Origin of the sequence: Klebsiella sp. 18074, assembly GCF_902705905.1 — a bacterium.
Lineage (GTDB): Bacteria > Pseudomonadota > Gammaproteobacteria > Enterobacterales > Enterobacteriaceae > Klebsiella > Klebsiella terrigena.
Genome location: NZ_CACSIS010000003.1, coordinates 159,463 through 185,433 on the forward strand (window position 1 = coordinate 159,463; position 25,971 = coordinate 185,433).

Here is a 25,971-nt window from a genome sequence, read left to right on the forward strand (position 1 = left end):
CTTAGGTCCGTGTAATTGGGCAAGCGGTGAAGCGCATCATTTCGCCCAGCGTGCGTGTAACCTGCTTCAGCGCATATTCAACGGCGGAAACGTCCCCGGTAAGCACCACGGCGCCGGTAAAGCGATCGAGAAAGCCTATCTCTACCGCGCCCGATTTGGTGGCGATATCGCAGGCAATTATTGAGGCTTCACTGGGGGTAATGGTGAGAATGCCGATCGCCGATACCGCATTCTGCAAACCCAGCTTTTTGAACAGGTCCTGACCTGGATTAGCGATAAGGTGCGCCAGCGTGACCTGTTTACCCGGGACGTATTCCTGAATCATGCGATCTGTTGTTTGCTGCTTTTCCATTATCCCTCCACCATCTGTCGCCACATTGCCTCATGCGGGCGCGGAATTACCGAGCGGTAAACCAGCAGCCCCTTTTCACCCGCGCTTTCGCTACCCACAGCTACCGCATTGTTGACGTCTGAAATCTCACCCGCGACGACCATATAGCACTTGCCGCCGATACCGAATGCCATATGCACGCGTACCAGCGTAACGTTCGAGGCTTTCACCGCCCGATCTGCCGCGCTAATGCAGGCTGCGACGCTCCAGGTTTCGACGATCCCGACGGCCTGGCGCTGGTCAACGCTATTCAGGCCGCTTATTGCCGGGAGAATATCGGGGTGAAGATTGGGCAGCACCAGACTGTCGACCAGCATTTCTCCGGCAAGCGAGGTGCCGGTTTCAATCGCCTGCTGTACCGCGCCGACGTCGCCGCCGAGCATTAACAGAAATTTACCCGGACAAATGGTCTTGCAGACCAGCAGGTCGACGTTCGCGCTTTTCAGCATCGCATCGCCGAGCTCCATTCCCCTGGCGATGCTGGTGAGTTCTAAAATACCGATAGCCTGAGACATAGTTAACCTCTTACAACCGTAATAGCCTGTTCGCTGATGGCCGAAACCGTGCCGTCAATGCTGGCGTGCACAGGGGCGCCCAGCGCGCCCGCTGGAATATCGGCGACGCATTGCCCGCGCACGACGGGTTGCCCTACTGCCACGCACGGCGCTGCGCTTGCGCCAATATGCTGGCGTAACAACAGCGTGACTTTTTCGGCAGAAGGTTCGCACCCGGACAGCGGCGCTTCCTGATACCAGGGGCTTAGCCCCAGTTTGGCGATCAGCCGCTTCACCGGCACCAGGCGATATTTCGCCATCTGGTCGGCCGGATGCAGTGGCCCTTCATAGCGCAGGTTTTTCGCCCGCAGCTCGCGCTTCAGCAGGCGATTAATGCGCATTGGCGAGATGCCTACCGGGCAGGCTACGCTTTCGCAGACGTTGCACTCCGAACAGGTGAGTGCGCTAAGCAGCAGCTGCGGCGTAGCGCCCTGCAGGTAGTTCACTGCCCGAACCAGCAAATGGGGCGAGAGTTCGTGGCCAATCAGGTGTCTTGGACAGAGATCGGTGCACAGCCGACACTGTTCGCAGACGGTGCGGGCAACGGAAAGGACCGTGCGATCGTCCTGCATCCGTCGCTGAATGAGAGGATGGCTTTTCGGTAGCACCAGCAGCCCGCCGGTGGTTTTGGTCACCGGAGAGTCCAGCGATTTCACCAGGCTTCCCATCATTGGCCCGCCGTTAATAAACCCCGGATTGTCGACGGTTGCCCCGCCGGCAAGGTTGAGGATTTCGCGCAACGACATGCCGATAGGCACGGTGAGCGTTTGCGCCCTGGCAACGGCGCCGTTGACGGTCAGCGTTCGGCGCGTTACCGGATACCGCAGCTCGACCGCTCTGGCAATATTGAGGACGGTTTGCACGTTATTAACGACCACGCCGACGCTGGCCGGCAGCGCGGCAGGCGCGACCCGGCGACCGGTAGCCAGCCAGATGGTCAGCACCTCATCGCCAGCCGGATAGACATCGGGCAGGATGTGGAGCCGGATACCTGCAGGCAGCAGCGGGGTTAGCGCATCGATGGCCCGGCGATATTTTTCTTTCAGGGCTATCACCCCTTCGCGCGCGCCGGTTGCCGTCATCGCGTACTGCACGCCGCGTACAAGACGCGAAGCCTGCTGCCACATCAGCTGCTGGTCAACCTTGAGCATGGGTTCGCACTCGGCGGCGTTAACCAGAAAGATCCCCACCTGCGCCTGGAGCTTGACGTGAGCGGGAAACCCCGCGCCTCCCGCGCCAACCACGCCCGCAGCGCGAACGCGCTCACGAATTTCATCCGCGCTATGGGGCATTGCAACGGTGTTGGCGGCGGTACTCATAGCAGTTCCTCCAGCAGTTCCCGAATTTCCTCGGCGCTGGTCGGGCGCGGATTAGTGCGTAGCGTGACGTCAGCCAACGCGGCCCGCACCATTGCCGGAATGCGCGCTGAAAAGTCGGATCTTCCTTCTTTAAGCGCGATGGCCAATGAGGGGAGAGCGCAGCGCTGCTTGAGGCGTTCGATTTGCTGAATCAGCGCATTTATCGCCGTGACATCATTGGCCTCTGGCGGGCAAAAGCCGCAGGCTTTGGCCAGCCGCGCGTAGCGTTTGGCGGCACGTGGAACGCCGGCGTTAAAGCGGATAACCGGGGTTAACAGCAGCGCGTTGGCCAGACCGTGCGGCAGATGAAACTGCCCGCCGAGCTGGTGGGCTATTGCGTGGTTAAGCCCGAGCCCCGCCTGGCTGAACGCCATACCTGCGAGCGTTGAGGCGTTATGCATTTTTCCCCGCGTCGCCACGCAGTCACCTTTTTCCACCGCAGTGGGCAGATAGCGGAATACCAGTTTGGCGGCTTTTTCCGCCAGCGCATCGGTAAAGTCGCTGGCGTGCGGCGAAACCCAGGCTTCCAGCGCGTGGGTCAGTACGTCCATTCCGGTATTGGCCGTGATCTGCGGCGGGACGCTGACCACCAGCTCCGGGTCGAGGATCGCCATATCCGGATACAGCGCATTGTTGAACAGCGGGTATTTGATGCCTTTATCAGGGTCGCTGATTACGCAGGCGCTGGTCACTTCTGAACCGGTACCGCTGGTGGTAGGAATGGCAACGCAGGTTTCAATTTCAATGCCGAACCGATGGCTGAACCAGACGATAGCCTTCGCCGCATCCAGCGCCGATCCGCCGCCAAACCCGATGACGACCTGGGGCTGCAGATCCTGCATTTGTGCAATTCCCTGGACGACGGTATCGATAGTAGGGTCCGGCGTTATCTCACTAAAAATAGTGATTCGATTATCCGCCGGCAGCGCAGCGCGCAGCGTCCCGATGAGCGGCGAGCTCGCGAGGAAGCCATCGCAGATTATCCAGATATGCTTGTTGGTAAAGCGTCTGAGCACCTGCAGGCTCCCCTGACCGCTGTACAACCGGGTTTGTAGCGAAAAGGTCTTCATCACCCTACCTCGTTAGCGGATAGAAAAGCCGTTGGTCAGTACGCAGCGCCGGGAGCGAGCAAACGTTCGCGCTGAGGTGGTGCCTTCACCCGTTGGCGTAGCGATAGTAAAGGTCGTAAAGCCCTCGCCGCCGACCCCGATACCGGCATAGGACGGCCCATTTTTCACGAAGATGGAGGTCTGCAGCGTGCGGGCTGCGAGGTTCAGGCGTGAAACGTTTTGCGAGTGCATGATGGCGGTGTGGTGCAGGCCGTCTTCCACCTTCAGGGCCAGCGCCAGCGCGCTATCAAAATCGCTCACTTTGACAACGGGCAGCATCGGCATCAGCTGTTCGCTGGTGACCCACGGATCGTCGGCGCTGACGACGGCTATCAGCAGGCGAGGTTGTTTTGCTGGCGCGCTAATGCTGGCCGCCGTCAGCAGAGCTGCCGGGCTTTTTCCGACCAGCTTTTTATTCGCCTGTCCTTCCGGCAGGCAGACGGCGCGGAGCCTGTCGACCTCTGCGGTGGTTAGCAGCAAGGCGCCAAATGCCTGCATTTGCTGTACCAGACTATCGGCGACGCTCTCCACCACAATCAGGCTCTTCTCGGCAATGCACGGCAGGTTGTAATCGAACGCCGCGCCGTTGATGATATCTTCGGCGGCTTTGACTAAATCAGCGGTTTCGTCGACGATACAGGGCGGGTTACCGGCTCCGGCGCCCACGACTTTTTTCCCGCTTTTCATTCCCATAGCGACAATTCCCGGACCACCGGTAATAGCCAGTACGGCAATCTTTGGATGGGCCATCATCTGCTGGGTGGCTTCAAACGTTGGCTCCGCGGCGGTGACCACCAGGTTACGGATACCGCAGCAGCGGAAGGCGATCTCTTCAATCATGCTGATGAGCTTCAGAGAGACGGTTTTTGCTCCCGGGTGTGGGCTAAAATAAACGCTGTTGCCCGCCGCCAGCATGCTGATGCTGTTGTTGATGATCGTTTCCGTCGGGTTAGTGCTCGGCGTAACGGAGCCGATAACGCCAAACGGTGAATATTCAAAAAGCACCATCCCGCCATCGCCGGTGAGTGCGGTAGTGGTTAAATCCTCGATTCCCGGCGTGTTGTCCAGCGCTGCCTTATTCTTGAGGAACTTATCCTCTTTATTGCCCATTCCCGTTTCTGCCGCGCTTTCGGCGGCAAGGGGAGAAAGATGGGGCGTCAGCTCCAGGCGCAGGGCGCTGATAATGGCGCTGCGAGTTTTGAGCGGACACTGCTGGTAGCGTAAGAAAGCCTGGTGTGCGGCATCAACCGCTGCGTTGACGGACTGAAAGACGCCGCTGCCCTGCGGTTGATGAGACGCTTGTGCCGGGGCCAGCTGCTCGCTCAAAATGGTGCGGATAAGGGTTTCGAGTTCACAAGTATTCATTGATTAGTTCCCACGTTAATAGCCGCCATGGCGGCCTGTGCAATATCCATGTCCTGTTCAACGCTGCCGCCGCTGATACCCAGGCCGCCAATCAACTGGCCTTCACGCCACAAGGGGTATCCGCCGCCAAAGGTGACGACCTTTCCCTGCATCTGGCTCTCCAGACCATAAAGTGGCGCGCCGGGCTGCACCGCGCTTGAAAGCAGGTGAGTGGCTGTTTTCATCGCCACCGCGGTCCAGGCTTTCTTTGGCGCCAGCTCGCTGCTGACCAGCAGAGCGTCAGGCATCCGCCAAATCACCGTTTGCGTGCCGTGCGCGTCGACGATGCCGATCGCTACCGGCACCTCAAGCTGCCGGGCGCGCTCAACGGCGGACCGCGTAAGCTGATGGAGATCGTTGAATGAGAGGGCCATAAGAGTCTCCTTGCTGCGGGGGGGCTGGCTGGCAGCCAGATAGCGCGCGCTGATTTCACTAATGATGCTGTTGCGATGCACAACGCTATCTTCGGCACGAGCCAGCGCGTACAGGCAGTCCGATAGCCGGTTGAGGTAGCGCATCAATACCTGGCGAACGTTAACTTCTCCCGCCAGCTCAACCAGGCGACGTTCGGCCCGACGGGCCAGCGCACGGGCAAAATGTAGGCGGCTCGCGGCTTCGCTGCGTCCGGGTAAAATAAAACTGTGAAGCGGTTCGACGCGGTCCATCGCCCGATCGATTGCGGCCTCAAGCGCGGAGATCTCTTCGCTGCTGATGTAGCGCTGCTTTGGTGACGGCTGCTCGCTGTCGCTGGCCAGCTCGGCGCTAAACCAGAAAATCTGCTGCTGGATGGCCTCAAGTAAGGTGCGATGGTTTTCATCCGCGGCGGCGCAGGTACACAGGCTCAGCGCCGCATTCAGCTCGTCCAGCGTGCCGTAGGCTTCAACGCGTGGGTGGGTTTTGCTCACGCGCTGGCCGGTATATAGTGAGGTGGTGCCTGCGTCACCCGTTCGGGTATAAATCGCCATAACTTCCCCTTAACGCGAAAGCGTATCGACAATGCCAACCACGGCGAGGTCAATGGCCTCATTCGGCCCGGAAAAAACATGTCTGGCGCTGGAGCCGCTGCTGAGCAGCACCAGTTCACCGACGCCTGCGCCTACGGAGTCAACGGCAACCTCATCGCCTGACGTCGGCGATGCGGGAAGTTCGCCATCGGCGCTGACCCGACGGACCAGCAGCAGCTTTTTCCCTATCAGGGAGGGCGATTTTTGCGTGGAGACAACCGCGCCCGTGACTCGTGCCAGATGCATGATTTACTCCTGCTTGATTAATTGAATATTGCGCGCGCTCGCTGCCTCCCGCGCCAGAGCGGTAACCACGCACCGGCGCGGGAGGACCACGCGCCCGGCGTCCCGACCGGCGACATCGCGATAGCTGAGCACCGGGGCGGCATGCAGAACGAGCGGCTGCCCATGCTCGTCGGTAAACGTCACCGGTAGACGGGCCAGTTTTTTTAGTGGCATAGCCTGCAGCAGACCGCTATGCAGGGCGAGCTCGACGTGGATACCCAAAGCAATGGCGTGATGAATGATCGCGACCCCCGGATCTGCGGTTTCCCTTTGTACAAGCCGGCCCAGCAGGGGAAGGTCGATGAGCACAATGCGCAGCGAAGCGTACTGACAGCACAGGCTCAGGCCGTCCATCTGGCGAAGCTGCGCCACGCTCAACGTGGCCGTGCTGCGGGCGCGCTGCTGCAGCCGGGAGACGACCTCCTCAATAACTCGCCGCAGGGTTTCGCCGTTCATCGCGAACTTACCAGCCTGGCGAAGGCTTGCGGGTTATCGGCACCTGCAGCGTTGGCTTCGTCGGTATCAATATGCATTTCGAGGCGCATTTCCGCCGCCACGCGTACGGCGACGTTGTCGAAGATCAGCCGACGGTCGTTACCTTCAATCGCCACGGAGACCCGGTCGCCGTGGGCTACGCGAAGGATCAGCGCATCAAGGGGCGACATATGAATATGCCGCTGGGCGACGATAACCCCGGAGGGTAAATCCAGTTCGGCAAACGGGCTGACCAGGCGGATGCCGGGCGTCCCCTGCAGGTTACCGGACATTCTTAACGGCGCCGTAATCCCCAGCGTGCGGGCATCCGTGCGCGATATTTCTACCTGACTTGCTGAGCGCAGCGGCCCCAGCAGGCGTACGTTATTTAGCTGGCCCTTCGGACCAACCAGGGTGACGGTCTGCTCGGCGGCATACTGTCCTGGCTGCAGCAGCGCTTTTCTCTCCGCAATCGGGTGGCCGGGGAAAAGCCTCGCGTAATCCTGTGCGGACAGATGGATATGGCGGTTCGAGACGCCCAGAGGAATCGGGCGCTCGCGCATCTCATCGAGAACTTTGCTCACCGTCGAGGCCAGCAGCTGTTTATCCATTACTCTTCACCCCGCTTACCTGAATGCAGGCAGAGTGAACGAGGATCGCCCTTCTGGCGCCGGCATTGTGGGTCCAGACACAGGTTGCAACTGACCCGTTCGGCGGCCGACGACTCTTCATCTGCCGGCGCTTCTGCAACGATGACGTCAGCCGTATCAGGTTCATCGGATTCAGGCGGCATAACGGAGGAGAGAGGGGCGTCCGTAGGCAGGATCCCTTCTCCGGGTCTGGCGATAACCTTGTGGGCAACCAGACCGCTATGCCGTTCGGCAAACTGTTTACCGGTCATAATGGCCGCCTGCACGGAGGCCACATCCCCGGTAATTTTGATAACCATCCAGCCTGACCCATTGGTTTTTTCGAGGGCGACCAGCGTGATAGCAGCGGATTTCGCCATGATATCGGTGCAGCTGATAGCCAGTGCCAGACCACAAACTTCGAGTAATCCCAGTGATTGCTTCACGCGGTGTTCCTTATTGGCTTCGATCAGGCTGATTTCGGTAAAATGGCCTCAACGTCGCTGTGCGGCCGTGGAATAACGTGGCAGGACTTCACTTCGCCAACCACGCTTGCCGCCGCGCTGCCCGCATCGACGGCTGCTTTTACCGCGCCGACATCACCGCGCACCATCACGGTAACAAGGCCGGAGCCAATTTTTTCGTAGCCAACCAGCTGCACGTTGGCGGATTTCACCATCGCGTCAGCAGCTTCAATGGCACCCACTAACCCTTTTGTTTCAACCAGTCCCAGTGCGTTGTTCATACTACGGTTCTCCTGTTGCTTAGCTATTTAGATCCCGAAAAGGGATCCCTTTGACAAGCCGTGCCGCGTTGTTACCTGTACTGCGTTGGGCCTGACTGTCCTGATGGCGCATCAGCGTAAAAAGCGGCGCGGATGCGGATAAATTCTTGTAGTGCACGACCAGCGTGCGTTGGTCGCAGGCGATGCCAACCAGCAGCGGCGAGCTTCGCGCCGCCTGCCATGCGCAGCTGGTTACGTCCCCGGCCGATTGCTGCTGAAGCAGGAATGGAATGCCTTCCTCTTCAATACCCAGCAGCACTTCGCGCCAGAGGTTGATGCAGTCGGCCAGGGCGATAATGATGATTGCCGGCGCAGTGTGGTTACTCTCCATGCGCAACCTCCTTGTACCAGGAGAGGATCAGCCCGGTAGCCACCGCGTTTCTTGGGCCTTCGCTACCGCGAATATTTCCCCGTCCGGCGACCAGCCGGTAGTGGGCCAGCGCATCGGTAACGAGCTGAGGAACTTCAAAATCAAGGGCTGACCCGCCCACTAACACCACAAAAGGAATGTCGCGAATGTTGCCGGTAGGGCTGACCTGACGCAGCGCGCGCAGCGCATTGGTAACAAAAACACGCTCTTTGGCGCTACGGCGAATGGCGCGCACTTTTTCCAGCGCTAAATCGCCGGGAAGAGGCAGCAGTTCATCGGGTTTCACCACGCAGACGCGTGCAAAAACGCCAGCAGGGAGCGGTGTCGGGAAAAACTGGACGCTGCCGTCTTCATGGCGCAGATGGAAAAGGCTTTCAACTTTGGCTAACGGGTATTTTTTAATCTCTTCTGCCAGGTAGCGGTCGCTAAGCCCGAGCTCACGGGCAATAATCATCGTGACCATATCCCCGGCGCCCGCCAGATGGGTTGCGACGATCTCGCCTTGAGGGTTGATGATTGAAGCATCCGTTGAGCCGGCGCCGAGATCGAGAATCGCCAGCGGGCGCGTCGTACCCGGCGTGGTTAGCGCTCCTAAAATGGCGGCTTCCGCTTCGGCGCCGCCAACCTGGACGTCAATGCTGAGCTTGTGCTTTATTTCCTGGGCAATCATCGCCATTTGCAGGCGGTCAGATTTCACCATTGAGGCAATGCCTACGGCCTGCTCCAGCGAGAACTCGCCGGCAAGCCCGCCGGTCACGCTAACCGGCACGGAGGTATCGACGGCCAGCAGATCCTGAATAAAGATTTCGCTACTCGGTTTGTTCGTCAGGACGGCCATCGTCTGACGAACATTCTCCAGCATGCCGCCAATGTTGGTTCCTGCCTCCCCGATGACGTTATCCAGCCGGCTGCAGGCGGAAACTGCTTTCATGATGGTTTCCGCTCCGGCGGCGACATCGACGCGCACGGTTTTTCCCTGCGCAAGCAGCTCAATATTTCCGGCCGGGATAGCGCGGGCTTTGACGTCTCCGGAGGGCGTTTTAACCACCACGGCGGAACGGTTGCCTATGAGCGCGCGGGCCATTGGCACGATGTTTTTTGTCTCATCGGCAGTGAGATTAAACACGGTGGCGATGCCGTAAGGGTTGGAGAGTGTTTCAATAACCTTCCCCGGAACGGCAACTTCAATCGCCGCCAGCATCCCCAGCGGAATACGGTCGATGTGGCGCACTTCATCGATAACCGGCGCTATTTTTTCCAGCCGGTTGCTAACCAGCACACCATCGTCACGCTGCAGAATGACGCCGGTAATCCGATATCCGGCGCGTACCGCAGCGTTAATCATGGTCGCGACATCGGCGAAATCGAAGGCTGATGAAACGACCAGGATATAGGGGCTATCCGCCGGGCGCGTCAGCAGCTCCTCTGGGGTAATCGTCAGCCCAACGCCGATACCCACTCCGCCCGGCGTTTTCGGGTTATGGCCGATCATGGTCGATTCGGTAATGATGGTTTCGGTAATGGTCTCCATGGCGACATCGCCAATAACCGGCGTGGCCTCGTTGATACGAATGAGCGAAATATCGCTGACATTGATCCCTGCGCGTCTTGCCACGAGGGAGAGCGCTTCCTGAATGCCAAACACGTTACGCAACGTGCCTTTGATTCCGGTCGTCTCCGCCAGCGCGCTGTGGGTCATCGTCAGCACGCCAGCCTCATCAAGTCGCGCCAGCGCGACTTCTGTCGATGAGTTCCCAATATCAATGCCAGCTATATATCTCATCCCGGCTCCTTAATCGTCGCCTTTGAGCTTTTTACGCTCGACGTACAGCACCGCTGCTTCACGAACGAAAGCTGCGCAAATCTTTGCCTGATAACGGCTTTCGAGATCGTCAGCAATAGCCACCAGCTCTTCTTTCGTTGAGCGGTACGGACGAAGAGCGTTATAGATTTCAAGAATGCGGTCATCCGGTACGGCGGTCAGTTCGGCGGCTCGCTCAAAGTTCATCGCCAGCCTGTCGCGGCCCGCATCTTTAGCAATCGACGCCTGTAGACGCAGGGTTTCCGGGGTAATTCGCATATCCTGAGCGGTGACTTTGTTACTCAGTACGTTTTCCAGGGTGAAGTCATCCAGCGTTTTGCCGGTGGCGGTTTTAACCCATTCAGGGTGCTTATTGGCCAGCGGATAGTCGCTCACCTTAGCCTGGCCAGGGGCGCCGCTGCTTGCCGTCGCGGGGGCGTCATCCTGCAGGCTATTCATGCGGCTTAAAACGTCCCGGACCATTGATTCAATTGCTTCGGTATTCATGGGGTTATCCTTTATCAGAGCGCCACGCGCAGTTCCTGCGGGTTTTTGCCGGTCACGACGTATTTGGTCTCTTTAATGTGCAAAATGGCCGACTTCGCCTGGTATTTTGGGCGGGCCATCTGGTCATTTAGCGTCGGGACCGGCTGCGGCGACTCGCGCTTCGCATAGCGCGCGGCGTTTTTACCAATCTGGCGATAGGTTTCCAGCGTCAGAAGCGGAGCCTGGGGGAACAGCTCGAGGTTGGAGAGCGGCGGCAACCCCTGCTGGTGGATAACCGTGGTGCCTTTTGACTGGATACCGATGGAAATGCCCGAGCCGCTCAGCCGGTTGCCTTCAACGGCGACGAACGCCACGTCCGAGGATTTGAAGCAGCGAATTACGCGCGCTTTGATCCCCTCTTCTTCAATACCGGCGATCACTTCACGCAGGATGTTTTTATGCGGTATGCCGACGATATTAACGGTCTGAGACAGGCCGAATGCCGGACCAACGGCGATAATCACTTCGTCCTGCTGCGTGCCCTGGCGGGCTTCTCCAGCTTCTGTCAGAAAGCTGTCGCCAGCGGGCGTTGCGGCCTGTTGGACGGCAGATGCTGCCGGCGCATTAAATGAGACCGGTTTATCGCTGCTCTTCATTTCACTGAGCACATCTTCAATTATCTGGCGCAGCAATTTTTCATTAATTTCCATTTCTCACCCCTTAACCGAGCTCGTTAGGATCAAGTGCGCCAGGGATGTTTTTAATCTCTTCCCAGCGTTCACCCTGCAGGCGATAGCCCGTTGCCGGACCGGCATAATCATTGACGTCATTCACGGCCGAAAGCACCTGTCCGTCGCCGACGATAATGGCCGAGGTATGCAGGTAGTCGCCGGTCAGCTTGGCTTTCTGGATATTGAGCATGTCCTGCGCAACATCGGTAAACCCACCCTGAGCGAGGGCCTTTACCACCTCCAGGCCATTACGGTTCTTATTGATGATTTCCTGGGCGAACTTGATGTCTTCGACGATATTGCGCTCTGGCATATCTTTCGAGCCGTGGGCGTAGGTCGCGGCTTCGACCTCTTCATCGGTAATCGGCGGCAGGCCCATTCCGGCAAATACGGCCTGCAGAGCGCGGGCGGCTTTATTCCGAATTGCGATAACGTCCTCTTCGCGAACCGGGCGCAGACCGCCGTCCACTTTCAGGTCACGCTGGATAACGTTGTAGTCGTCAAAATCTTCCGCATCTTCGTTGGAACCGGCGAACATGTTGTCGTAGTTCGGCACCGCGGAATAACCCGAAGAGATAAAGTCGGTGCCCGGCAGGAACTGCATCAGCAGACGCGCGGTGCGGCGCATATCGGAGTGGGTGAAGGTCTGGTCATTACTGGAGGCGCATTCCAGATCCAGCGCGGAGCAGATCAGGTTTTCCGCCAGTACCGCACGAATACCCGAGGGCACCGCTGAGGGAACGCCGATGCAGCTTACGGAGCCGTTTTGCAGACCCTGCACGCCAGCGGCTTTGGTGATGTAGATGCAGCGAGCTTCCAGATAGAGCATCGATTTACCTTCGGCATAGCCCATTTGAACTTCTGAACCAGAGCCTGAGGTGAAGCGCATTTTTAAACCGCGCGATGCGTAAGACGAGGCGAGAAAGCCTTTCGACCACGGGGTGTCGTCACCGTCGGTGAAGACGGGCTCAGTCCCGTAGACCGAAATGGTTTCGGCGTAGCAGGTGTGGCCCAGCATGCCGAGCTTGAGTTCGGTGGCTTCTTCCAAAGAGCATTGGGTCAACACACCGGGACGGCCAACCTGTGAGCCAACCAGCAGGGCAATCGCATTAAACGGCGCGTATCTGGCAACGGCGACGGTCGTTTCCTGCTCATCAAACCCGCGCCATGCGCCTTCGGCTGCGTCGGCGGCAATTTGTACTGGGTTATCTTTGACGTTAGTGACATGCGCCTGCTGCGACGGCGTACGACGAGCGCGCATTTTCTGCATCGCCATCATCATCTCAACGACGTTCATATGCGACACGACTTCGACAATTTTTGCCGGGGTCATGGACGTCGTCAGGGGGACAATATTGCTGCGCTTAACGTTAGGATCGCACAGCATGTTGGCAAGCCTGACCGAGTCCATCGCCATAACTTCTTCGGCACGGTTCAGGTTGATGCCGTAGCGGGCAATAAAATGGTCGATCAGGTCAAATTCGCTGACCGGTTTCCCGTCCAACTCGGTCACCGCGCCGTTAGCGATTTTAATGGAGGGTTTTGGGTCGTTCGGGCTTTCCATCGCGATAAAGCCTTCTTCGATCCACTCCTTAACGAAGCCGTCCTGATTCACCGGGCGTTTCGCGAGTGCTTCAAATCTTTTCGATCTCATGAGTCAGCCTCGTGGGTATCAAATGTAGGACGGGCGATCGTTTTTCGGTTCGCAACCGAGGGTCGCCAGGACGGTTTTGCCGATTTCCCGGGCGGAGATAACCGCCTGGCGTACCGCACCCGAGTCGCCGGAAATGACCAGAATGGCTTCGTTGCTAAAGCTGGTGCCATGCGCCGGCGAGCTATAGGCGACAACCTCGACGTTGGCCGACTTAAGCGCGGTATCCGCCATTAGCACCCCAACGGAAGCGGGTGCGCCGACGATAATGCCGCAGGCCCGGCCGATGGGGGCGCCGAAGGCTTTTTCGAGGGCGTAGCTGGCGCGAGCGGTGTACTGGAGCTCGATGTGGCCCGCCTCGTTGGCGTAAACGTCGCCGAAGGTGCGGTCGAGCTCTTTCAGCGCGACTTCGATCCCGCGTTTGACGTCGGAAACGTCGTTACCGCCTAAAATAATCAGCGAACCGTGGCCCGCTCCCCCTTTGGTATCGCGGGGGAGTTCGATGCTGACCACTTCGGTGTTAGTGGCTTTAACCGCTTCGTCTGCGGCCATAATGTGCGGGCCCGCGCCGGTTCGCGCGCCGAGAATGCCAATGGAGCGATAGCGTTTCTCAAGCTTCATCGCTTCCAGCAGGGCGCTATCGACGTTGGCGATAACCAGACCCAGGGTGTCGCCAATGGCGGTCCCGACAAACTCCGTTAAACTGCAGCTTTTCTCTGCCATAGCCGTCTCTCGTATTGGATGGGTTTCAGTAGGGATGACCTGCCGTTCCGGCGCTGCCACTCGGGCAATCACCTGCGCCATGATCTGTTCCACCAGCTCATTGCTGCTCATTGGCTAATTCCCTTCGGTAAGATTTTTTCTACATCTGAGTGGGGGCGGGGGATGACGTGTACGGCTTTCACTTCACCCACGTGGCGTGCGGCTGCGGCACCGGCATCGGTGGCGGCTTTTACCGCACCGACGTCGCCGCGCACGATGACCGTCACCAGCCCGGAGCCAATTTTTTCGTAGCCTACCAGCACCACGTTGGCTGATTTCACCATTGCGTCAGCGGCCTCTATGGCTGCGGTTAAGCCCTTGGTTTCTACCATTCCTAATGCTTCTTGTTGCATAAAGACCTCGCCTGGATTGTTCCAATGCTGATGACTATAAAAAGAAGCAAGGGAAAAGAATGGCTGACTTGAATTTTAAAACGGGGAAATAGTTGTCTTATAATAATAAAAAAACAGATGAATTAATTTTACTGCGTTGTTTTTATTGGTTTTTATTTTTATTGGTTATGTGATTATTTTGTTTTTTATATTCCAGTTTTACATTTTAATAGATGACAGATTAATTGTTGTTTGCTATGCGGGGAAATGCATATGTGATACCGGTTTGAAAAATGACATTCAGGAATTAGCAAAATATTGCTATGTATATTTATCCGGAATATTTGCGGAATAAGGCATCAAGCCTGTGCGGAACAATAGCGAAAGAGCAATAATTTGTTACTCATGAACGATTTTTCAGAGCCCAGCGTCGAGAGATTGCCAACAATTTGTGGGCGCCAGTTTCTATAGTGATGCTCGCTGTACCCATTGCCAGCATAGCTTGGTGCTGGTCAGGACACGAACTCTGCTAAGAAGGTGTCACCATGAATGATTCGCTAAAAGCACAATGCACTGCCGAGTTTTTGGGCACCGGGCTGTTTCTGTTTTTTGGTATCGGATGCCTGAGTGCGGCAAAGATCGCCGGGGCAAGCCTTGGTCTTTGGGAAATTTGTATTATCTGGGGGTTGGGGATTTCTCTGGCCGTCTATCTGACCGCCGGGATATCGGGCGCACATCTCAATCCGGCTATCACCGTCGCCCTGTGGCTGTTTGCCTGCTTCCCAGGCAGGAAAGTCGCGCCTTACATTGTTGCGCAGGTCGCGGGGGCTTTTGCCGGCGCGCTGTTGGCGTACCTCCTTTACAGTAGCGTATTTACCGGGTTCGAAGCGACGCATCAACTGGTGCGTGGAAGCGTTGAGAGTCTTCAGCTAGCCAGTATATTCAGTACCTACCCGGCAGCAGAGCTGAGCGTCTGGCAGGCGGCATTCGTTGAGATAGTGATAACCTCAATTTTGATGGGCATGATTATGGCGCTGACCGATGACGGCAACGGCGTACCGAAAGGGCCGCTGGCCCCTTTGCTTATTGGCCTTTTGGTCGCGGTGATTGGCGCCTCCACCGGGCCGCTCACCGGCTTTGCCATGAATCCTGCCCGCGACTTTGGGCCGAAAATCTTCACCTGGCTTGCCGGCTGGGGCAATATTGCCATGACCGGCGGACGAGAGATCCCGTACTTTATCGTACCGATCGTTGCGCCATTAATTGGCGCCTGCGCCGGGGCGGCCATTTATCGATACTTTATTGGTAATAACCTGCCTTGTAATACCTGCAAGCTGGAAGACAAGGAAGGCAAGTTCCACGATGCGTGACGGTTAATGAAATACTGAAAATGATTCATGAACCGGTATCACGAACTGGTCAAAAAGTCTCCCGCAGGTGGGAGACTTTTGTTATCGTCACCCTACTTTCTATCATGAATTTTAGTTGCAATAATGAAAAGTAAATATGAATAGAATGTTTTATTCATAACAATAAATTAACTGGGAGGTTTTATCATGATTTCTGCGAGCTCGCTTAACTCAGAACTCATTAATAAAATCGCGCAGGATTTTGCTCAGGCCACCAGTCTGGCGGTAGTGGTTGTGAATATTCATGGTGATGAAATTTCTGAGCTGTTTAATTTTACGTCCTTCTGTCAGCTCATGCGTCAAAATCCTCAGCATAGCATCCGCTGCCGTATGAGCGATCGCTGTGGTGGCCTTGAGGCCTCAAAATCCGATCAGCCGTGCATTTATCGCTGCCATGCAGGCTTAACGGATTTTTCCATCCCGCTGGTGATCGCCGGACATCTCGTCGGGTTTGTTCTGTGCGGGCAGGTTCGCCTGCGCGAGGATGTCGAGCTGGTCGATATCCTGAACGTGGATATAGGCTGGCAGGCCGATTCTGAACTATTGAGCGAGTTTCGCAACGTCCCGGAAATGGACTATTCCAGGGTCATTGCCTCGGCCGACCTGCTGAAACTTATCGTGGAAAACTGCCTGAAAAAACAGCTTAACTTTGTTGTTATTAAGGATAATCAGCAGCAGCCGGAGCCCGTGCGAACCCAGCGGGGCGTGAACCCTCACGATGGCAAAATGAAAAAGGCATTGCGCTATATTGACGCGCACCTGTCTGACGAACTACGCCTGGAGGAGGTCGCGAACCATGTTTATCTCAGCCCCTACTATTTCAGTAAGTTATTCAAAAAGTATCAGGGAATTGGCTTTAATGCCTGGGTGAATCATCAGCGTATGGTGAGCGCGAAGGAGCTGCTTTCTCACAGCGACTGGAGTATCGCCAGCATTGCACGTAATTTAGGATTTTCTCAAACCAGCTATTTCTGCAAAGTTTTTCGTCAAACCTATCAGATCACGCCGCAGGCTTTTCGCCAGCAAATAAATTCCGGATCACAAACTGAGCCATTTTAAATGACAATATTTTATTATGGCTTTTTTTTGATATGTCTACGTATCCGCCTCATTATAAAAATAAAAAATCCCCTCCAAAGCAATAAATTGTCATAGCGCAACAAAATAATGAGCGGAGCAGGATAAGCTGCACCAGTTTTTATTTCTTTGATGGAGTAGAGTGACATCAGAAATTACCTTTCGTTTTCCAGCGTCTGATGAAGGGCGCAGTGACGAAGTAGATAAGCTGAAAATAAGCGATGGCGAGAGCCTCGGAGCTCTGGCCATAAAACCGACAGGTACGGCACGAAACGTGCCAGGGAAGGGGGTGAAAATCCCCCGCAGCCCCCGCTGCTGTGATGCTGACGAACCCATATTTACCTAAATATTCACGTTGCAGGATAACAGGCTTCAGCCGCTTTCAAACTGCGCCTGAGCCGGCCCCACAGGGATGAGGCCATAGACGGGCCTGCTGCTGTCGCCAGCGGGCGCAACGTGAAATATGCCGGGTAAAAACCACTGATCGCAAGATTGGGAAGGATGGGAGAGGATGACGCTAAGCCAGAAGACCTGCCTGTCCGTGATTACCAACAACTTCGGTGGGAAGTGGGTTGCTCAGAGGCGTACGGTCGAAAGACCAGGGTATATCTCTTACATCATTCAGGTCTCAGCCAGGCGGCGACGCGGCGGGGCTCCGCAAGCTTGCAAAAGCAGGTGATCGGGGCGAAAGCGCGGGCCAGCAGCGCTGTCACCTGAGGAATGGCGGGTATACGCACCTTTACATCCCTACCACCCTGAACAGGATCGGGGTATGGCGGCAAGGTTTCACGCATTTATTCTCGCAGGTACCGGCAGCGGCTGCGGTAAAACCACGGTTACGCTGGGGCTGCTTAGCCTGTTGAAAAATCGCGGCATGCGGGTTCAGCCCTGCAAGGTTGGCCCCGATTATCTTGATACCGGCTGGCATACTGCCGTTTGCGGCACGGCTTCCCGTAACCTCGACAGCTTTATGCTGCCCGAACCCGTTCTCAACGCGCTGTTCTGCGAGCGGATGCAGCAGGCGGATATCGCGGTCATTGAAGGCGTGATGGGCCTTTATGACGGCTACGGCACCGACCCCAACTACTGCAGTACCGCCGCGATGGCTAAGCAGCTCGGCTGTCCGGTGATTTTGCTGGTGGATGGCAAAGCGGTCTCCACCTCCATCGCCGCAACGGTGATGGGGTTTCAACACTTCGATCCGAGCCTCAATATTGCCGGCGTTATTGTCAATCGCGTCAACAGCGAATCCCATTATCAGCTGCTGAAAAGCGCCATTGAACGTTACTGCGCGCTGCCGGTTCTCGGCTATGTCCCGCGGATGGACGGCGTTGCCTTGCCCGAGCGGCATTTGGGGCTGGTTACCGCCCGAGAATCGGTGGTCAATCAGCAGCCGTGGCAGGATTTTGCCGACACGCTGGAGCGGACGCTGGATATTGCGCAGCTGCTTGCCGTCAGTCGGCTCCCGGCCCTACCCGCCGGGGAGTGGCCCGCGCTGCCTCTGCCTGAGTCCGGCGCGGGGCTGACACTCGCGCTGGCCGACGACGAAGCCTTCAACTTTTACTATCCGGATAACCTCGCGCTTCTCGAACGCTGTGGGGTAAATATCGTCCGCTTTAGCCCTCTGCATGACCGCGATTTACCCGCCAGCCAGATGATCTGGCTGGGCGGCGGCTACCCTGAAATTCACGCGGCCGCGCTTGCGGCGAATACGACCATGCTGGCCCAGCTGCGGGCGGCGCACCAACGGGGAGTGGCCATTTACGCCGAATGCGGCGGGTTGATGTACCTGGGAACCTCGCTGACGGATGCCCGCGGCGAGGTTCACAGAATGGTGGATATTATTCCTGGCCACAGCCAAATGAGCTCACGGCTGACTCGCTTTGGCTATTGCGAGGCGCAGGCCACGCGGCAAACGCTGCTGGCGGCGCCGGGAGAGCTGCTGCGTGGGCATGAGTTTCATTACTCGGATTTTACGCCTGATACCCCCGCAGTTCTGGCATGTCGCAAGGTGCGTGACGGTATGACCCTGCTGGAGTGGTCCGGCGGCTGGCAGGTAGGCAACTCTTTTGCCAGCTACCTGCACGTTCATTTCGCCCAGCGCCCCGCAATGCTCAAGCACTGGCTGACGGCCGCAAGGGAGGCGCTATGACGCTGCTGGCCTGGTGCGTGGCCTGGACCCTCGATTTTATTATCGGCGATCCGCAGGGCTGGCCTCATCCGGTACGCTGGATCGGCAACCTCATTACCGCGATCCAGCGCCCGGTGCGCCGCTACTGCCGCAGCGATCGCGCATTAAGGATCGGCGGAGGGCTAATGTGGCTGGTCGTTGTTGGCCTCACCTGGGGGATCTCCTGGGGCGTACTGACGCTGGCAGAAGCGATTCACCCCTGGCTGGGCTGGGCTATCGAGGTATGGATGGTCTTTACGGTGCTGGCCGGGCGCTGTCTGGCCAGCTCCGCCCGGGAAGTCGAACGCCCGCTGCGCGCGGGCGACCTTGCCGCGAGCCGCGAGAAGCTCTCGTGGATTGTCGGGCGCGACACCTCGCAGCTGCAGCCGCAGCAGATTAACCGCGCGGTAGTGGAGACGGTGGCGGAGAACACCGTCGATGGAGTTATCGCGCCGCTGTTCTTCCTGCTGCTGGGCGGCGCGCCGCTGGCAATGGCCTACAAAGCCATTAATACCCTCGATTCGATGGTCGGCTATAAGCATGAAAAATACCGCGCCATCGGTATGGTCAGCGCGCGCCTTGACGACGCCGCCAACGCGATCCCCGCCCGCCTGAGCTGGCTGCTCTTCAGCGTCGCGGCATATTTGTGCCGCCTCGATGGCGCCCGGGCCTTCCGTATCGGCTGGCGCGACCGCTACAACCACAGCAGCCCCAACTGCGCATGGTCGGAAGCCACCGTTGCCGGCGCGCTGGGTATCCGCCTCGGCGGCCCGAATGACTATTTCGGCCAGCGTGTAGACAAGCCCTGGATAGGCGACGCGGTACGCGACGTTTGCGTTGACGACATTTCCCAAACGATTCGACTGATGTGGGTCGCCTCAACTCTGGCACTGGCGCTGTTTATCGCGGCGCGGTACCTGTTGATTGGCGCGGCCTGAGGACAAAACGATGCACTACATCCAGCAGCCGCAGGCAATTGAAGCGAAAAGCTTCGACATTATTGGCGAAATTATTGCGCAAACCCGCCCGGACTACCGCTTTGCCAGCCCCTTGCACGAAGCCATTATCAAACGGGTTATCCATACCACCGCCGACTTCGAATGGCTGGATATCCTGTGGTTTTCCAGCGATGCGCTGGAACGGCTTTGCGCCGCGCTCGAACGTCGATGCGTGATTTACACCGATACCACGATGGCGCTTTCAGGAATCAATAAAACGCTGCTGGCGAAGTCGGGTAGCGAGTGCCGCTGCTATATCAGCGACCCGCGGGTGGTGAGCGCGGCCAAAGCCCAGGGGATCACCCGCTCAATGGCCGCCGTCGATATCGCGGTAACCGAAGAGGGCGAGAAGCTGTTTGTTTTCGGCAATGCGCCAACCGCGCTGTTTCGTCTGCTCGAACACGATGCGGCGGTTAGCGGCGTAGTGGGGGTTCCGGTGGGTTTCGTCGGGGCTGCGGAATCAAAAGATGCGCTGACGAAAAGCCGCTTTCCGGCCATTGCCGCCCTCGGGCGCAAAGGTGGGAGCAACGTTGCCGCCGCCATCGTCAACGCGATGCTCTATTACCTGGAGCGCACACGATGAGCGAGCAATCCTTTGATGCGCCGGTCTGGCACAACGGGAAGGCGCTGCGTAAAGGCTATACCACCGGGTCCTGCGCTACCGCGGCGGCGAAAGTTGCGGCGCTGATGGTCCTGCGCCAGCACCTGATTCATCAGGTCTCGATCGTTACGCCATCGGGCGTGACCCTTTCTCTGAACGTCGAGTCGCCGCATATCGAGGGGCAGCAGGCGATTGCGGCCATCCGTAAAGACGGTGGCGATGATGTCGACGCCACGCACGGGATGCTGATTTTTGCCCGGGTCACTCTCAATGAGAGCGGTGAAATTAGCCTGCAGGGCGGCGAGGGCGTCGGCACCGTGACGCGTAAAGGGATTGGTCTGCCGATCGGCAGCCCGGCGATTAACCGTACGCCTCGGCAAACTATCGAGTCGGCGGTGCGCGAAGCCATCGGCCCCGCGCGCGGGGCGCAGGTGGAGATTTTTGCCCCGGAAGGCGAAGAGCGGGCGCAAAAAACCTATAACTCGCGGCTCGGTATTCTGGGCGGTATTTCGATAATCGGTACCACCGGGATCGTCACGCCGATGTCCGAAGAGAGCTGGAAGCGCTCGCTGTCGCTGGAGCTGGAAATCAAGCGCGCGGCGGGCCTGGAGCGGGTGGTGCTGGTGCCGGGCAACCACGGGGAGCGCTTCGTGCGCGAGCAGATGGGTATTGATTCCCAGGTCGTGGTCACCATGAGCAACTTTGTCGGTTACATGATCGAAGAGGCGGTTCGGCTGGGCTATCGGCAAATCGTGCTGATCGGGCATCCGGGTAAGCTGGTCAAAATTGCCGCCGGTATTTTTCATACCCACAGCCATATTGCCGATGCGCGGATGGAAACGCTGGTGGCGCATCTGGCGCTGCTCGGCGCGCCTCTCGAACTGCTCAAACTGGTCAGCGACTGCGACACCACCGAAGCGGCAATGGAATATATCGACGCCTATGGTTTTCAGCATCTTTATAACCATCTTGCCGAGCGGATCTGCCTGCGCGTGATGCAGATGCTGCGCTTTACCAAAACGCCGCCAGTCTGCGACGCGATCCTGTTCTCCTTTGATAACAAGGTTCTCGGCAGCAGTCGCCCGGTCGCAGAGATTGCGCGGGAGATGGCATGTTAACGGTGGTCGGCATGGGGCCGTCGGGGCTGCACCTGATGACGCCTGCGGCGCGGGACGCGGTGGCGGCGGCAGACGCGCTGGTCGGCGGCCAGCGCCATCTGCAGCAGTTCCCCGAATTTCGCGGCGAACGCTTCGCTTTGGGCGCCAATATTCCTCAGCTGCTGGTGTGGCTCGGCGAGCGTGAGGCGCAGCGCGTGGTGGTCCTGGCTTCCGGAGACCCTCTGTTCTACGGCATCGGCAGCCGTCTGGTCGCCCACTTTGGCCTGGAACGCGTGCGCATTATTCCCGGTATTAGCGCCGTGCAGTATCTGTGCGCGCGTTCGGGGATCGATATGAACGATATGTGGCTCACCAGTAGCCACGGCCGCAGCGTCAGTTTTGACGAGCTGGCGCGCCATTGCAAGGTGGCAATGGTAACGGATGACCGCTGCGGCCCTCGTGAAATAGCCGCCCAGCTCACGGCACGCGGCAAAGGGTATCGCTGGATGGTGATTGGCGAAAATCTGGCGATGGATAACGAGCGGATCCACTGGCTACCGGTCAGTGAGGTCGACGCCGAATATGAAATGAATGCGGTGGTGATCCTCGATGAAAGATGAGCTTTTTCTGCGCGGTGAGAAAGTCCCGATGACCAAAGAGGCGGTGCGCGCGCTGGCTCTTGCAAAGCTGGAGCTGCATCAGGCCAGCCATCTGATTGATATTGGTGCCGGGACCGGCAGCGTCTCGATTGAAGCGGCGCTGCAATACCCCTCCCTGCGGGTGACGGCAATCGAACGAAACCCGGCGGCCCTGCGGCTGCTTGACGAAAATCGCCAGCGCTTCGCCTGCGGCAACATCGACATCTACCCCGGTGAAGCGCCGATGGTTATCACCGAGCAAGCCGACGCGATTTTTATGGGCGGCAGCGGCGGCCATCTCGAGGCGCTGATTGACTGGTCGCTGCAGCAGCTCTATCCCGGCGGCCGGCTGGTGATGACCTTTATCCTGCAGGAGAACCTCAGTGCCGCCCTGGCGCACCTGCAGCAGTCCGGCATCACCGGGCTTGATTGCCTGCAGTTCAACGTTTCGTCCCTGACCGCGCTCGGTAGCGGCCACTACTTCAAACCGAATAACCCCGTTTTTGTTATCGCCTGTCAGAAGGAAGAAAACTATGGCTGAGACATTTGATTCCCGTTGTGTATGGTTCGTTGGCGCAGGGCCGGGGGACCGCGAGCTGATTACCCTCAAGGGCTACCGGTTACTGCAGCAGGCCCAGGTGGTTATCTATGCCGGATCGCTTATCAACACCGAGCTGCTGGCGTACTGCCCGGCGGGTGCGGAGTGCCACGACAGCGCTGAGTTGCATCTCGAACAAATTCTCGACCTGATGGCGGTGGGCGTAAAAGCGGGGAAGACGGTGGTACGCCTGCAGACGGGAGACGTGTCGCTCTACGGTTCCGTGCGTGAGCAGGGCGAAGAGCTGACCCGTCGCGGCATCGGCTGGCAGGTGGTGCCGGGAGTCAGCGCGTTCCTGGGCGCTGCGGCCGAGCTTGGCGTTGAGTACACCGTTCCGGAAGTCTCGCAGAGCCTGATTATCACCCGCCTTGAGGGGCGCACGCCGGTGCCGGAACACGAGCAGCTGGAATCCTTTGCCAGCCATCAAACCTCGATGGCGATTTATCTCTCGGTTCAGCGGATCCATCGGGTCGCCGAGCGCCTGATTGAGGGCGGCTACCCGGCGGCCACTCCGGTGGCGGTTATCTATAAAGCGACCTGGCCTGAGAGTCAGACCGTACGCGGCACGCTGGCCGACATTGGCGATAAGGTTCGCGAGGCGGGGATCCGCAAAACGGCGCTTATCCTGGTCGGCAATTTCCTCGGTACGGAGTACCACTACTCCAGACTCTATGCGGCGGACTTTAGCCATGAATACCGTAAAGCCTGAATCCATAGCTCTTTTTTGCCTGACGCCCGGCGGCGTGCTGCTGGCTAAACGGCTGGCGGCGATGCTGCCGGTCACCTGCTTTACCAGCGAGAAGCTGCTGGAGGAGGGATTTACCGCCTTTGACGGCGGGTTTGCCGCCAGCGCGCGCGACGCTTTCGCCAACTATTCCGCGCTGATTTTTATCGCCGCGACCGGCATCGCGGTGCGCGTGCTGGCGCCGCTGGTTAACGACAAGTTTAGCGACCCGGCGGTGGTGGTGATTGACGAGCGCGGCCAGCACGTGATCAGCCTGCTTTCCGGCCATGCCGGCGGCGCCAACGCCTTGAGCCGCTATCTGGCCGGCATGCTGGGCGCCGATCCGGTGATTACGACGGCCACCGACGTCAACGAAATGGCGGCGCTGGATACGCTGGCATTCCAGCTTAACGCCCGGATGAGCGACTTTCGCACGGCGGTAAAAATCGTCAACCAGCTGCTGGTGAGCCATAAGCGCGTCGGGCTGTGGTGGGACGAGGAGCTGGCTGAGGACGTACGCCACTGCGATCGCCGGGGGTTTATCACCGTCAGCGACCTGCAGCGGCTTCCCGCACTCGATGCGCTGGTGTGCGTCAGCCTGCGCAACGACCTTCCCGAGCTCCCGGTTATGCACTGGAAGCTGGTGCCGCAGAGGGTTGTGGCCGGAATCGGCTGTCGCCGCGATACGCCTTTCCCGCTGCTGGCAGCGCTGCTGGCCCGGCAGCTTGCGGCACAAAAGCTCGACCCGCTGGCGCTAAAAGCCATCGGCAGCGTCACGCTTAAAAAAGATGAGCAGGGTCTGATTCAGCTTGCCTCCTGCTGCCGCGTGCCGTTTGAAACCTTTAGCGCCGATGCCCTGCGCGAACATGAACACCGCTTTCCGGTGTCGACGTTTGTCCGCCAGACCGTCGGTACAGGAAGCGTCTCCGGTCCGGCAGCGTGGCTGCTGAGTCATGGACAGCTGTTAGGCGAGACCCTGCGCGAACAGGGCGTCACTATTACTTTGGGAGTTTCACACTGATGTTAACCGTTATTGGGATTGGCCCCGGCTCGCAGGCAATGATGACTATGGAGGCCGTTGAAGCGCTCCAGGAGGCGGAAATTATTGTCGGTTATAAAACCTATACCCATCTGGTGAAGGCCTTTACCGGCGAAAAGCAGGTGATAAAAACCGGGATGTGCAAAGAGATTGAACGCTGCCAGACCGCGATTGAGCTGGCGCAGGCCGGGCACAAGGTCGCGTTGATCAGCAGCGGCGATGCGGGAATTTATGGCATGGCGGGGCTGGTGCTGGAGCTGGTCAGCAAGCAGAAGCTGGACGTCGAGGTTCGTCTGGTTCCGGGGATGACGGCCAGCATTGCCGCGGCTTCCCTGCTCGGCGCGCCGCTGATGCACGACTTTTGTCATATCAGCCTCAGCGACCTGCTCACGCCGTGGCCGGTTATCGAAAAACGCATTATTGCTGCCGGCGAAGCTGACTTTGTTATCTGCTTCTATAACCCGCGTAGCCGGGGCCGTGAAGGCCATCTGGCGCGCGCCTTCGAGCTGCTCTCTGCCAGTAAAAGCGCGAATACGCCGGTGGGCGTCGTGAAATCGGCCGGGCGTAAAAAGCAGGAGAAATGGCTGACGACCCTCGGTGAGATGGATTTTGCACCGGTAGATATGACCAGCCTGGTGATCGTCGGCAACAAAGCCACCTATGAGCAGGATGGCCTGATGATCACCCCGCGAGGCTACACGCTGTGAATGGGGGCGAGGTGCTGGTGATAGGCGGAACCAGCGACGCCCGGGCGCTATGCCAGCAGCTGGATGCGGCGCAGGTCAGCTATACCCTGTCGGTTGCCACGCCCGTCGGCAGGGCGCTGGCCGGTGATATCAAAGGCCGGATACGCTGCGGCCGCCTGGAGCTGAGAGAGATGATCGCCTGGCTGCAGGAAAACCGTACCCGCTGGGCGATCGACGCCTCGCATCCCTACGCCGAGGCGGTGAGCCGCAATATTGTGCGCGCCTGCGCAGCGACAGGCGTGCTGCTGAGCCGCTATCAGCGTCCCGAACAGCTCAGCGAATTGACGCATCCGCAGCTTTATCCCGTGCAAAGTATTGCGCAGGCCTGCGCTGTCGCACGGCGCTTTGGCGAGCGCGTGCTGTTGACTACCGGCAGTAAGGAGCTGGCGCTCTGGCGGGAGGGATTAGCCGGGAAAACGCTGCTGGCGCGCGTGCTGCCCGTTGCTGAGGTGATGACGCAATGCGCCGAACTCGGCTTTGGCGTCGGCGAAATCTTCGCGCTTTGCGGGCCGTTTAGCGCCGAATTTAACGCCGCCTTTTATCGTCAGTGCCGGGCCGATGTGGTGATCACGAAAGCCTCCGGCGCCGAAGGCGGCTATCGGGAAAAAGTTCAACCCTGTCTGGATGCAGGTATTCCCTGCATCGTAATTACCCGTCCGGCGCCGCTGGTGACCGGTGACGAATTACTGGAAAGTCAGGCCGCATTTGCCGGACGCTTAGCGCGCTGGCTAGCTGCTGCTTAAGGAGTC

30 protein-coding genes and 1 riboswitch are annotated in these 25,971 nt (G+C 58.3%); of the genes, 12 read left to right on the plus strand and 18 right to left on the minus strand.

The window, feature by feature from the left end; genetic code table 11:
• Position 1: 1 nt before the first annotated feature.
• The 18 genes from pduU to pduA are packed head-to-tail and all read right to left on the minus strand — an operon-like array spanning position 2 to position 14,146.
• Positions 2 to 352 (minus strand): propanediol utilization microcompartment protein PduU, encoded by a 351-nt coding sequence (gene pduU / locus GVK32_RS04035; RefSeq protein ID WP_095098836.1) that lies wholly within the window; start codon positions 350 to 352, stop codon positions 2 to 4.
• A complete protein-coding gene (gene pduT, locus GVK32_RS04040; RefSeq protein WP_159865430.1) occupies positions 352 to 906 on the minus strand; it encodes a propanediol utilization microcompartment protein PduT in 555 nt (184 codons plus the stop codon). Before pduT ends, pduU begins: the two co-directional genes overlap by 1 nt.
• 2 nt (positions 907 to 908) lie before the next feature.
• Positions 909 to 2,264, minus strand: a complete 1,356-nt coding sequence (locus GVK32_RS04045) for a 4Fe-4S dicluster domain-containing protein (RefSeq protein WP_159865433.1) — start codon at positions 2,262 to 2,264, stop codon at positions 909 to 911.
• The gene (gene pduQ / locus GVK32_RS04050) at positions 2,261 to 3,373 is read right to left on the minus strand and encodes a 1-propanol dehydrogenase PduQ (protein ID WP_159865436.1); all 1,113 of its coding nucleotides are present in this window, start codon (positions 3,371 to 3,373) and stop codon (positions 2,261 to 2,263) included. Before pduQ ends, GVK32_RS04045 begins: the two co-directional genes overlap by 4 nt.
• Before the next feature lie 12 nt (positions 3,374 to 3,385).
• Complete coding sequence (gene pduP / locus GVK32_RS04055; protein ID WP_159865439.1) at positions 3,386 to 4,777, minus strand: CoA-acylating propionaldehyde dehydrogenase PduP; 1,392 nt, start codon at positions 4,775 to 4,777, stop codon at positions 3,386 to 3,388.
• Positions 4,774 to 5,781 carry a two-domain cob(I)yrinic acid a,c-diamide adenosyltransferase PduO gene (gene pduO, locus GVK32_RS04060; protein WP_159865442.1) on the minus strand — a complete coding sequence of 336 codons (1,008 nt, stop codon included), beginning with the start codon at positions 5,779 to 5,781 and terminating at the stop codon, positions 4,774 to 4,776. The genes pduP and pduO overlap by 4 nt, the downstream gene beginning before the upstream one ends.
• Before the next feature lie 9 nt (positions 5,782 to 5,790).
• Positions 5,791 to 6,066: a propanediol utilization microcompartment protein PduN gene (gene pduN / locus GVK32_RS04065; protein ID WP_095098816.1), complete on the minus strand. Its 276-nt coding sequence runs from the start codon at positions 6,064 to 6,066 to the stop codon at positions 5,791 to 5,793.
• A 3-nt stretch (positions 6,067 to 6,069) separates the two neighbouring features.
• Complete coding sequence (gene pduM, locus GVK32_RS04070) at positions 6,070 to 6,561, minus strand: microcompartment protein PduM (RefSeq protein WP_159865445.1); 492 nt, start codon at positions 6,559 to 6,561, stop codon at positions 6,070 to 6,072.
• Positions 6,558 to 7,190, minus strand: coding sequence for a phosphate propanoyltransferase (locus GVK32_RS04075; protein WP_159865448.1), 633 nt, complete (start codon positions 7,188 to 7,190; stop codon positions 6,558 to 6,560). Before GVK32_RS04075 ends, pduM begins: the two co-directional genes overlap by 4 nt.
• On the minus strand, positions 7,190 to 7,654 hold the full coding sequence (locus GVK32_RS04080) for a BMC domain-containing protein (protein ID WP_159865450.1): 465 nt from the start codon (positions 7,652 to 7,654) through the stop codon (positions 7,190 to 7,192). Before GVK32_RS04080 ends, GVK32_RS04075 begins: the two co-directional genes overlap by 1 nt.
• Positions 7,655 to 7,677: 23 nt before the next feature.
• Complete coding sequence (pduJ, locus tag GVK32_RS04085) at positions 7,678 to 7,953, minus strand: propanediol utilization microcompartment protein PduJ (RefSeq protein ID WP_001057755.1); 276 nt, start codon at positions 7,951 to 7,953, stop codon at positions 7,678 to 7,680.
• A gap of 19 nt (positions 7,954 to 7,972) precedes the next feature.
• Positions 7,973 to 8,323: a glycerol dehydratase reactivase beta/small subunit family protein gene (locus GVK32_RS04090; protein ID WP_095098804.1), complete on the minus strand. Its 351-nt coding sequence runs from the start codon at positions 8,321 to 8,323 to the stop codon at positions 7,973 to 7,975.
• Positions 8,313 to 10,145, minus strand: a complete 1,833-nt coding sequence (locus tag GVK32_RS04095; RefSeq protein ID WP_159865453.1) for a diol dehydratase reactivase subunit alpha — start codon at positions 10,143 to 10,145, stop codon at positions 8,313 to 8,315. Before GVK32_RS04095 ends, GVK32_RS04090 begins: the two co-directional genes overlap by 11 nt.
• A 9-nt stretch (positions 10,146 to 10,154) precedes the next feature.
• Positions 10,155 to 10,670 (minus strand): propanediol dehydratase small subunit PduE, encoded by a 516-nt coding sequence (gene pduE / locus GVK32_RS04100; RefSeq protein ID WP_095098799.1) that lies wholly within the window; start codon positions 10,668 to 10,670, stop codon positions 10,155 to 10,157.
• 14 nt (positions 10,671 to 10,684) lie between these two features.
• Positions 10,685 to 11,359 (minus strand): propanediol dehydratase medium subunit PduD, encoded by a 675-nt coding sequence (gene pduD / locus GVK32_RS04105; RefSeq protein WP_159865456.1) that lies wholly within the window; start codon positions 11,357 to 11,359, stop codon positions 10,685 to 10,687.
• Between the two features lie 10 nt (positions 11,360 to 11,369).
• Positions 11,370 to 13,034 (minus strand): propanediol dehydratase large subunit PduC, encoded by a 1,665-nt coding sequence (gene pduC, locus GVK32_RS04110; RefSeq protein ID WP_159865459.1) that lies wholly within the window; start codon positions 13,032 to 13,034, stop codon positions 11,370 to 11,372.
• A gap of 18 nt (positions 13,035 to 13,052) precedes the next feature.
• Positions 13,053 to 13,865, minus strand: a complete 813-nt coding sequence (pduB, locus tag GVK32_RS04115) for a propanediol utilization microcompartment protein PduB (protein ID WP_095098793.1) — start codon at positions 13,863 to 13,865, stop codon at positions 13,053 to 13,055.
• Positions 13,862 to 14,146, minus strand: a complete 285-nt coding sequence (pduA, locus tag GVK32_RS04120) for a propanediol utilization microcompartment protein PduA (RefSeq protein ID WP_095098790.1) — start codon at positions 14,144 to 14,146, stop codon at positions 13,862 to 13,864. The genes pduB and pduA overlap by 4 nt, the downstream gene beginning before the upstream one ends.
• A 524-nt stretch (positions 14,147 to 14,670) precedes the next feature.
• Here pduA and pduF point away from each other — a divergent pair.
• The 12 genes from pduF (at position 14,671) to GVK32_RS04180 (ending at position 25,965) form a co-directional block, all read left to right on the plus strand.
• Positions 14,671 to 15,495, plus strand: a complete 825-nt coding sequence (gene pduF / locus GVK32_RS04125) for a propanediol diffusion facilitator PduF (RefSeq protein WP_095098788.1) — start codon at positions 14,671 to 14,673, stop codon at positions 15,493 to 15,495.
• Between the two features lie 186 nt (positions 15,496 to 15,681).
• Entirely contained in the window at positions 15,682 to 16,593 is a 912-nt protein-coding gene (pocR, locus tag GVK32_RS04130) for a regulatory protein PocR (RefSeq protein ID WP_159865462.1), read from the plus strand.
• 259 nt (positions 16,594 to 16,852) lie between these two features.
• Positions 16,853 to 17,165: riboswitch (cobalamin riboswitch) on the plus strand.
• A 218-nt stretch (positions 17,166 to 17,383) separates the two neighbouring features.
• Positions 17,384 to 18,763 (plus strand): cobyrinate a,c-diamide synthase, encoded by a 1,380-nt coding sequence (locus GVK32_RS04135; protein ID WP_159865465.1) that lies wholly within the window; start codon positions 17,384 to 17,386, stop codon positions 18,761 to 18,763.
• Positions 18,760 to 19,719 carry an adenosylcobinamide-phosphate synthase CbiB gene (gene cbiB / locus GVK32_RS04140; RefSeq protein ID WP_159865468.1) on the plus strand — a complete coding sequence of 320 codons (960 nt, stop codon included), beginning with the start codon at positions 18,760 to 18,762 and terminating at the stop codon, positions 19,717 to 19,719. The genes GVK32_RS04135 and cbiB overlap by 4 nt, the downstream gene beginning before the upstream one ends.
• A 10-nt stretch (positions 19,720 to 19,729) precedes the next feature.
• Positions 19,730 to 20,362, plus strand: coding sequence for a cobalt-precorrin-8 methylmutase (locus GVK32_RS04145; protein ID WP_159865471.1), 633 nt, complete (start codon positions 19,730 to 19,732; stop codon positions 20,360 to 20,362).
• Positions 20,359 to 21,498 carry a cobalt-precorrin-5B (C(1))-methyltransferase CbiD gene (gene cbiD, locus GVK32_RS04150; protein ID WP_159865474.1) on the plus strand — a complete coding sequence of 380 codons (1,140 nt, stop codon included), beginning with the start codon at positions 20,359 to 20,361 and terminating at the stop codon, positions 21,496 to 21,498. Before GVK32_RS04145 ends, cbiD begins: the two co-directional genes overlap by 4 nt.
• Positions 21,492 to 22,097 (plus strand): cobalt-precorrin-7 (C(5))-methyltransferase, encoded by a 606-nt coding sequence (locus GVK32_RS04155; protein WP_159865477.1) that lies wholly within the window; start codon positions 21,492 to 21,494, stop codon positions 22,095 to 22,097. Before cbiD ends, GVK32_RS04155 begins: the two co-directional genes overlap by 7 nt.
• Positions 22,087 to 22,656: a decarboxylating cobalt-precorrin-6B (C(15))-methyltransferase gene (locus tag GVK32_RS04160; protein ID WP_159865480.1), complete on the plus strand. Its 570-nt coding sequence runs from the start codon at positions 22,087 to 22,089 to the stop codon at positions 22,654 to 22,656. The genes GVK32_RS04155 and GVK32_RS04160 overlap by 11 nt, the downstream gene beginning before the upstream one ends.
• The gene (locus tag GVK32_RS04165; RefSeq protein WP_159865483.1) at positions 22,649 to 23,422 is read left to right on the plus strand and encodes a cobalt-precorrin-4 methyltransferase; all 774 of its coding nucleotides are present in this window, start codon (positions 22,649 to 22,651) and stop codon (positions 23,420 to 23,422) included. Before GVK32_RS04160 ends, GVK32_RS04165 begins: the two co-directional genes overlap by 8 nt.
• Complete coding sequence (cbiG, locus tag GVK32_RS04170; protein WP_095098770.1) at positions 23,403 to 24,458, plus strand: cobalt-precorrin 5A hydrolase; 1,056 nt, start codon at positions 23,403 to 23,405, stop codon at positions 24,456 to 24,458. The genes GVK32_RS04165 and cbiG overlap by 20 nt, the downstream gene beginning before the upstream one ends.
• Positions 24,458 to 25,183, plus strand: a complete 726-nt coding sequence (locus GVK32_RS04175) for a precorrin-3B C(17)-methyltransferase (RefSeq protein WP_095098768.1) — start codon at positions 24,458 to 24,460, stop codon at positions 25,181 to 25,183. Before cbiG ends, GVK32_RS04175 begins: the two co-directional genes overlap by 1 nt.
• The gene (locus GVK32_RS04180; protein ID WP_159865486.1) at positions 25,180 to 25,965 is read left to right on the plus strand and encodes a cobalt-precorrin-6A reductase; all 786 of its coding nucleotides are present in this window, start codon (positions 25,180 to 25,182) and stop codon (positions 25,963 to 25,965) included. The genes GVK32_RS04175 and GVK32_RS04180 overlap by 4 nt, the downstream gene beginning before the upstream one ends.
• Positions 25,966 to 25,971: the final 6 nt, after the last annotated feature.

What these genes read in the sequence shown, in the direction of transcription:
- GVK32_RS04075 (WP_159865448.1), bottom strand. Translation starts at nt 7,190, where the DNA reads ATGGATAAACAGCTGCTGGCCTCGACGGTGAGCAAAGTTCTCGATGAG.
- pduQ (WP_159865436.1), bottom strand. Translation starts at nt 3,373, where the DNA reads ATGAAGACCTTTTCGCTACAAACCCGGTTGTACAGCGGTCAGGGGAGC.
- GVK32_RS04165 (WP_159865483.1), top strand. Translation starts at nt 22,649, where the DNA reads ATGGCTGAGACATTTGATTCCCGTTGTGTATGGTTCGTTGGCGCAGGG.
- pduU (WP_095098836.1), bottom strand. Translation starts at nt 352, where the DNA reads ATGGAAAAGCAGCAAACAACAGATCGCATGATTCAGGAATACGTCCCG.
- pduJ (WP_001057755.1), bottom strand. Translation starts at nt 7,953, where the DNA reads ATGAACAACGCACTGGGACTGGTTGAAACAAAAGGGTTAGTGGGTGCC.
- GVK32_RS04155 (WP_159865477.1), top strand. Translation starts at nt 21,492, where the DNA reads ATGTTAACGGTGGTCGGCATGGGGCCGTCGGGGCTGCACCTGATGACG.
- GVK32_RS04045 (WP_159865433.1), bottom strand. Translation starts at nt 2,264, where the DNA reads ATGAGTACCGCCGCCAACACCGTTGCAATGCCCCATAGCGCGGATGAA.
- cbiG (WP_095098770.1), top strand. Translation starts at nt 23,403, where the DNA reads ATGAATACCGTAAAGCCTGAATCCATAGCTCTTTTTTGCCTGACGCCC.
- GVK32_RS04145 (WP_159865471.1), top strand. Translation starts at nt 19,730, where the DNA reads ATGCACTACATCCAGCAGCCGCAGGCAATTGAAGCGAAAAGCTTCGAC.
- pduN (WP_095098816.1), bottom strand. Translation starts at nt 6,066, where the DNA reads ATGCATCTGGCACGAGTCACGGGCGCGGTTGTCTCCACGCAAAAATCG.
- pduF (WP_095098788.1), top strand. Translation starts at nt 14,671, where the DNA reads ATGAATGATTCGCTAAAAGCACAATGCACTGCCGAGTTTTTGGGCACC.
- pduD (WP_159865456.1), bottom strand. Translation starts at nt 11,359, where the DNA reads ATGGAAATTAATGAAAAATTGCTGCGCCAGATAATTGAAGATGTGCTC.
- pocR (WP_159865462.1), top strand. Translation starts at nt 15,682, where the DNA reads ATGATTTCTGCGAGCTCGCTTAACTCAGAACTCATTAATAAAATCGCG.
- cbiD (WP_159865474.1), top strand. Translation starts at nt 20,359, where the DNA reads ATGAGCGAGCAATCCTTTGATGCGCCGGTCTGGCACAACGGGAAGGCG.
- GVK32_RS04160 (WP_159865480.1), top strand. Translation starts at nt 22,087, where the DNA reads ATGAAAGATGAGCTTTTTCTGCGCGGTGAGAAAGTCCCGATGACCAAA.
- GVK32_RS04135 (WP_159865465.1), top strand. Translation starts at nt 17,384, where the DNA reads ATGGCGGCAAGGTTTCACGCATTTATTCTCGCAGGTACCGGCAGCGGC.
- GVK32_RS04175 (WP_095098768.1), top strand. Translation starts at nt 24,458, where the DNA reads ATGTTAACCGTTATTGGGATTGGCCCCGGCTCGCAGGCAATGATGACT.
- pduC (WP_159865459.1), bottom strand. Translation starts at nt 13,034, where the DNA reads ATGAGATCGAAAAGATTTGAAGCACTCGCGAAACGCCCGGTGAATCAG.
- GVK32_RS04095 (WP_159865453.1), bottom strand. Translation starts at nt 10,145, where the DNA reads ATGAGATATATAGCTGGCATTGATATTGGGAACTCATCGACAGAAGTC.
- cbiB (WP_159865468.1), top strand. Translation starts at nt 18,760, where the DNA reads ATGACGCTGCTGGCCTGGTGCGTGGCCTGGACCCTCGATTTTATTATC.
- pduP (WP_159865439.1), bottom strand. Translation starts at nt 4,777, where the DNA reads ATGAATACTTGTGAACTCGAAACCCTTATCCGCACCATTTTGAGCGAG.
- pduA (WP_095098790.1), bottom strand. Translation starts at nt 14,146, where the DNA reads ATGCAACAAGAAGCATTAGGAATGGTAGAAACCAAGGGCTTAACCGCA.
- pduB (WP_095098793.1), bottom strand. Translation starts at nt 13,865, where the DNA reads ATGAGCAGCAATGAGCTGGTGGAACAGATCATGGCGCAGGTGATTGCC.
- pduM (WP_159865445.1), bottom strand. Translation starts at nt 6,561, where the DNA reads ATGAACGGCGAAACCCTGCGGCGAGTTATTGAGGAGGTCGTCTCCCGG.
- pduE (WP_095098799.1), bottom strand. Translation starts at nt 10,670, where the DNA reads ATGAATACCGAAGCAATTGAATCAATGGTCCGGGACGTTTTAAGCCGC.
- pduT (WP_159865430.1), bottom strand. Translation starts at nt 906, where the DNA reads ATGTCTCAGGCTATCGGTATTTTAGAACTCACCAGCATCGCCAGGGGA.
- GVK32_RS04090 (WP_095098804.1), bottom strand. Translation starts at nt 8,323, where the DNA reads ATGGAGAGTAACCACACTGCGCCGGCAATCATCATTATCGCCCTGGCC.
- pduO (WP_159865442.1), bottom strand. Translation starts at nt 5,781, where the DNA reads ATGGCGATTTATACCCGAACGGGTGACGCAGGCACCACCTCACTATAT.